This window comes from Moorena sp. SIO1F2, assembly GCF_010672755.1.
Taxonomy (GTDB): domain Bacteria; phylum Cyanobacteriota; class Cyanobacteriia; order Cyanobacteriales; family Coleofasciculaceae; genus Moorena.
Genome location: NZ_JAAHFV010000430.1, coordinates 1 through 4976 on the forward strand (window position 1 = coordinate 1; position 4976 = coordinate 4976).

Annotated in this window: 4 protein-coding genes; 2 read left to right on the plus strand and 2 right to left on the minus strand. The window is 44.3% G+C overall.

Translation table 11 applies throughout. The annotated features are described in order from the left end of the window. Positions 1-1150: 1150 nt before the first annotated feature. Complete coding sequence (locus F6J94_RS30085) at positions 1151-1636, plus strand: photosystem I reaction center protein subunit XI (protein WP_198954299.1); 486 nt, start codon at positions 1151-1153, stop codon at positions 1634-1636. Between the two features lie 367 nt (positions 1637-2003). Continuing rightward, entirely contained in the window at positions 2004-2273 is a 270-nt protein-coding gene (locus tag F6J94_RS30090; protein WP_293047025.1) for a FeoA family protein, read from the plus strand. Between the two features lie 41 nt (positions 2274-2314). Here the strand turns inward: F6J94_RS30090 and trpE are convergent, their stop codons facing one another. Beyond that, the gene (gene trpE / locus F6J94_RS30095; protein ID WP_293047027.1) at positions 2315-3844 is read right to left on the minus strand and encodes an anthranilate synthase component I; all 1530 of its coding nucleotides are present in this window, start codon (positions 3842-3844) and stop codon (positions 2315-2317) included. Between the two features lie 94 nt (positions 3845-3938). Further along, positions 3939-4367 carry a photosystem I reaction center subunit II PsaD gene (locus tag F6J94_RS30100; protein WP_293023275.1) on the minus strand — a complete coding sequence of 143 codons (429 nt, stop codon included), beginning with the start codon at positions 4365-4367 and terminating at the stop codon, positions 3939-3941. Positions 4368-4976 lie beyond the last annotated feature (609 nt).

Sequence of the window (4976 nt, forward strand, 5' to 3'; positions counted from 1 at the left end):
TGTGGGAGTATGTCACTAATCTACCCCTCTAGTAAGGGGGTAGATTAGTGACATACTCCCACACGCTTATCGTTCGCGTAGCGTCGGCTTCGCCGAAGATTACAGTGTGGGCTTCTTACCAACTCCAGCCATCGCTTAGGATACTCGGTAAGCTTTATTAACGACACGGGATGCCCCTCCGCGCCGGAACAATACAATAAGTTCTATTTTTAAGCACGTAGGTGGCGGTTAGCTCTTAATTTGTTTTCCCTACTATTTTTAGTATAACGTTTTTCAGGCTGTTTATAGCGAGTTAATGCTCCGCGATTCATCCCACACTCATGCTGCGCATGTTCGTTGTGGGGCATGCCCAGCGGAGGAAGCTAAGCAGGTAAACAAAATTAATTGCACATTTTCATAAACTCAAAGCCTTGCAGGGTAAGGGTTACAGAAATTTGGAGTAGGTAATTAATTCTGTGTAGGTGCTTATCGATTTTTTCGACAAGTTAATCCTATCATGGTTCACGACTATGAAATACCTTGATCTACCTCGGAATTTCCGAGACAACCTGTGGCAAAAACCTGATGATTGCTTCTGCCCTTGCTGAGTCTTTGATGGCGTCAATTCTAATCAGTCTGCCATCCCTCTATTGACATCAACATTTTTAGTTGACCTAGACAAAAGGACACAAGTCCAGTCAATTTGGGTTAACTTCCCGTTTCACCTCGGAGCATGGGAGGGGTGATCCCAACCCGCCCTTATATCAACGACCCAGTTTCTTCAATGGCTCAGATTACTGGAAAGTTTATGCCAGTCCGATAATTATTAAGATTTTTAACAAAAATTGCCCAATAAACTTTACAAAAATTAATTACTTTTTGTGACAAAAACCTAATAAGCTAAAAGGGGGTTAGTCATCAAAACCGTTGGTTTTAGGTTATTACAATGGTTTGGCAAAGGTGATTTTACCGTAAAGAACTAAGGCTAAAATTTTTGCCATTGACTAAGAAGGTTAGGAACAAGAACAATATCTCGTATAATTCGTTACGAGAGGATGCACTTCTCAGCGACGATTACTCGTGCTGATTCTTTCAGTTCCTTTTCTCCCCCCTAAAGTATTACTACTCAAGGGGTTTATCCGATTTTATAGGAGATAAATTTACAATGACGATGGATGTAATTGACCATGGTGGAGATCCCCAAGTGGGTAATCTAGCCACACCAATTAATTCCTCTGCTTTCACAAAAGCTTTCATCAACAACTTGCCAGCCTACCGTAAAGGGCTCTCAGCCAATCGCCGGGGTCTAGAAGTTGGTATGGCTCATGGCTACTTTCTGTATGGACCGTTTGCCTTACTAGGTCCGTTACGTGGGACAGACTATGCCAGCACAGCTGGTTTACTGGCAACAGTTGGCTTAGTGGCTCTTCTGACAGTTGCTTTATCTATTTATGGAGCGGCTGGCTCCGGCAAACCTAAGGCAACATTGACCACACCCAATCCACCAGAAGACTTAGGAACTAAAGAAGGCTGGAGTGAATTTGCCAGTGGTTTCTTGCTTGGTGCTTGTGGCGGGGCATTTTTCGCCTATTTCCTATGCCAGACACCTCATCTAGCCCCACTGCAAAAGATTGCTAGTGGAGTATGGTCCTCTTAACTCTGACTGGAGACAAGAGTTTCTGATCGCGCAGCGGAGGCGAAAGCCGATAGCTAAGCAAGAGAGTAAGGTGACTGACACTTAGTTAAATCACCTATTCTCTTGTTGGCACTCCACCAAAGACGTCGATTTCAAGAAAAGAGGGATGTTCCTTTAATAATAATTGATGCTCCAAAAAGGCTTTATTTTGTTTGAAGCACAAAAAAAGATACAATACCTTAGCCTGCAAATTAATAATTAACTAAATGACCCCTAGTGGTAATTCAAAATTCAAAATTCAAACTTCAAAATAAATAAAATCATAAATTTGGCAATTTTTTAATTCTGGGTACAAGCCCCCACTGATTGTCATTTTGAATTAATAATTTTGAATTTTGAATTGGAGCGAAGCGACTTGACTTTAGCGGAATTAAAACCTGGAAAGCTTGCCATTATCGAGAAAGTTCAGATCGGTTTGCAGGTCGAAGGTCTCACTAATCGACTAGAAGCAATTGGCATTATTCCTGATAGACAGGTACAAGTGTTGCGCTCAGCCTGGTTTGGGGGACCGTTACACATTAGAGTTGGTTCCACCACAGAAGTAGCTATCCGACGGCAAGAAGCTAGCATGATTGTAGTTAACCCTGTCAAGGAATAGTTAGCGGTTAGTGGTTAGGGGCGCGCCTAGCTGATAGCTTACTACTCAAAGTCTAAACAGCGGATAGCCTCTAGTAAGCCTCTAGCTTTATTGAGGGTTTCTTGATATTCTTTTTCTGGGTCAGAATCTGCTACCAAGCCAGCACCAGCTTGCACTGACACGGTATGTTTACCAGAACCACATGAGCGAACTACCATAGTCCGGATTGCGATCGCACTATTGAGCTGACCTTCAAAATCGTACCAGCCATAGACACCCGAGTAAGGCCCGCGACGTTCTGGTTCCAGTTCCTGAATGATTTCCATTGCCCGAATTTTGGGGGCTCCACTCACTGTCCCCGCAGGGAAACAAGCTTTCAGTAAATCCCAAGCTGTTTTACTAGCATCCAGCTCCCCTACTACGTTGCTAACAATATGCATAACGTGGGAGTAGCGCTCAATGAGCATCAGTTGATCAACTCTGACTGTACCACTCTTGCACACACGACCCAGGTCATTCCGACCCAGGTCAACCAACATAATGTGTTCAGCAATTTCCTTTGGATCTTCGAGTAACTCCTGAGCTAGAGCTTCGTCTTCAATAGGAGTTTGACCCCGACGTCGAGTTCCAGCAATTGGTCGTAACGTTGCCTGGATTTTTTCCTCTCGGGAAGCTGTTGCCTTTACCATTACCTCTGGGCTAGATCCAATGATTTGCCAGTCCCCAAAGTTAAAATACGCCATGTAGGGGGAGGGATTAATCAGCCTTAGGGAACGGTAAAGGGCAAAAGGGTCACCCTTGTATTCTGTCGAGAGGCGCTGGGACAATACCACCTGAAAGATATCCCCAGCTCGGATATAGTCTTTCGCTTTTTCGACATTAGCGCAGAACTGGGATTTGTCTGTATTGCTGATATAAGACAGTTCTTGAGTAGCACTATCTGGAGGTGTCCATGGGAGTACTGTGTCCTTACCTAAGAGCTGCCCTTGTAGTTTGTTGACCAGAGTACGAACGCGATCGCATGCTTTTTGATAGGCTGCCTCTAAATCTCCTTGGGCATGTCGTAGATCAGCATAAGCGATCACCCAAATCTTACGCTTGACCTGATCAAAAATAATCAGGTTGTCCACTTGCATCCACAATCCATCGGGCAAGTCATTGGACTCTAGGGGATAAATTGGCACACGGGATTCACAAAAACGAATTAACTCATAACCCCAAAAACCGAACAAACCGCCAATTCCTGGCGGCAATTGGGGTAACTTTACAGGTTGATAGGATTTCAGACAATTCGCTAAGGTTTCAAAGGGGTCTCCCTCAAATACTGTGACTGAGCCATCCCGGTTGGTCTGAGTCGTGCGATTTCCCCTAGTTTCCAATACCCACAGGGGGTCACAACCTAGTAAACTGTAACGTCCCAGATTTTCCCCACCTTCTACCGATTCCAACAAGAAGCTGTAGGGTTGACCAGCACAGACCTTATACCAGGCAGAAACTGGCGTTTCTAAATCCGCCACCCACTCCTGGGTTACCGGTACAAAATTACCTTGTTGAGCTACGGTTGAAAATTGGGAAAAATCTGGGAAAATCATGGTCTTTCTCAGCTCAAGGTTAAAAATTCGGCAAACAGCTGAAACTGTTGGTCACAACGTTCAACTTTTTCCCCTTTACCTTATCACTGATGAACTAAACCTCGTGAGGTGCCTTCCCACTGAACTTGATAGTTACAGGTTCTGGGTTGCTGCCAATATTGCGGTCTATTTTCCCTGCATAGGGACGCCCTTCGTTGACTTTCTCTGGGAATACCCCATCTGCAGGATGCAGAAACTGGATTTCACCATTGGGATAAACCCGGTAAATTTTATAGTCTTCGATTTTGGGCTTAAATTTCGTCCGCAGTTGGGTTCCCAATGCCAGACACTGTTCCTTACGAGCTAAGTAGAGCAAGTTTTCCCCTTCATTCATGATGGCAGCGCCACCAGTAGGCATTTCAAACACTTGCTCTTTTGAGCTTGTCCAGGTGATAGCGTATTTTTCTTCAACTTCAGCTTTGGTCAGCAATCCGCCAGTGCTACCACCAAATATGGGAGTTTGTCCCGTCAGTTCTTCTGCCATAGTTTTTTTCTCGTGTCTATAATAAGGCATTCAAGGGAATGCTATCATCGAGTTCATACCTGTCTGGCTACTTTGTCAAGAACTGTAACAGTTCTTTAGCTATTCCTGATTTTAGTCATTAGTCTTAGTCATTGGTGATTAGTCATTGGTCACGTGTCATTTCTGCTGCCGCGAGACTTTCGGCTGATTACAAAGGAGCAATAACAAATAAAATATAATAAAAACACACAAAATAAATTTTGGTTACCAGTCAAGCCAGTGACCTGAAACCACCCACATCTCCCTATCCTAATTTTTTTTATGTGAAATACTCTGAAACTTCTGTGTCTGGTAAGAGTGGGCTTCTCCCCAATCTCAGCCTCACCCATCCCAGCCCTGGCTATTTGCTTAGGTCAATTATTTGCTTAGGTCAAAGAGCCCCCGTTTGCTTATAAAGCCAGCTTCACTAACGGCGGGATCTGCCTGCGCTAATTAAATCAGACAAATGAACTACCCCGCCCTGTAGAGGGACGGGGTTTCAGCAGACCCGTCTGATGAGCGTGATTTTTGACGCTTCATCTTCCCTAGTTGCTTCATCGATCCAGTATGCTTACTGGTCTTTGAAGTAGA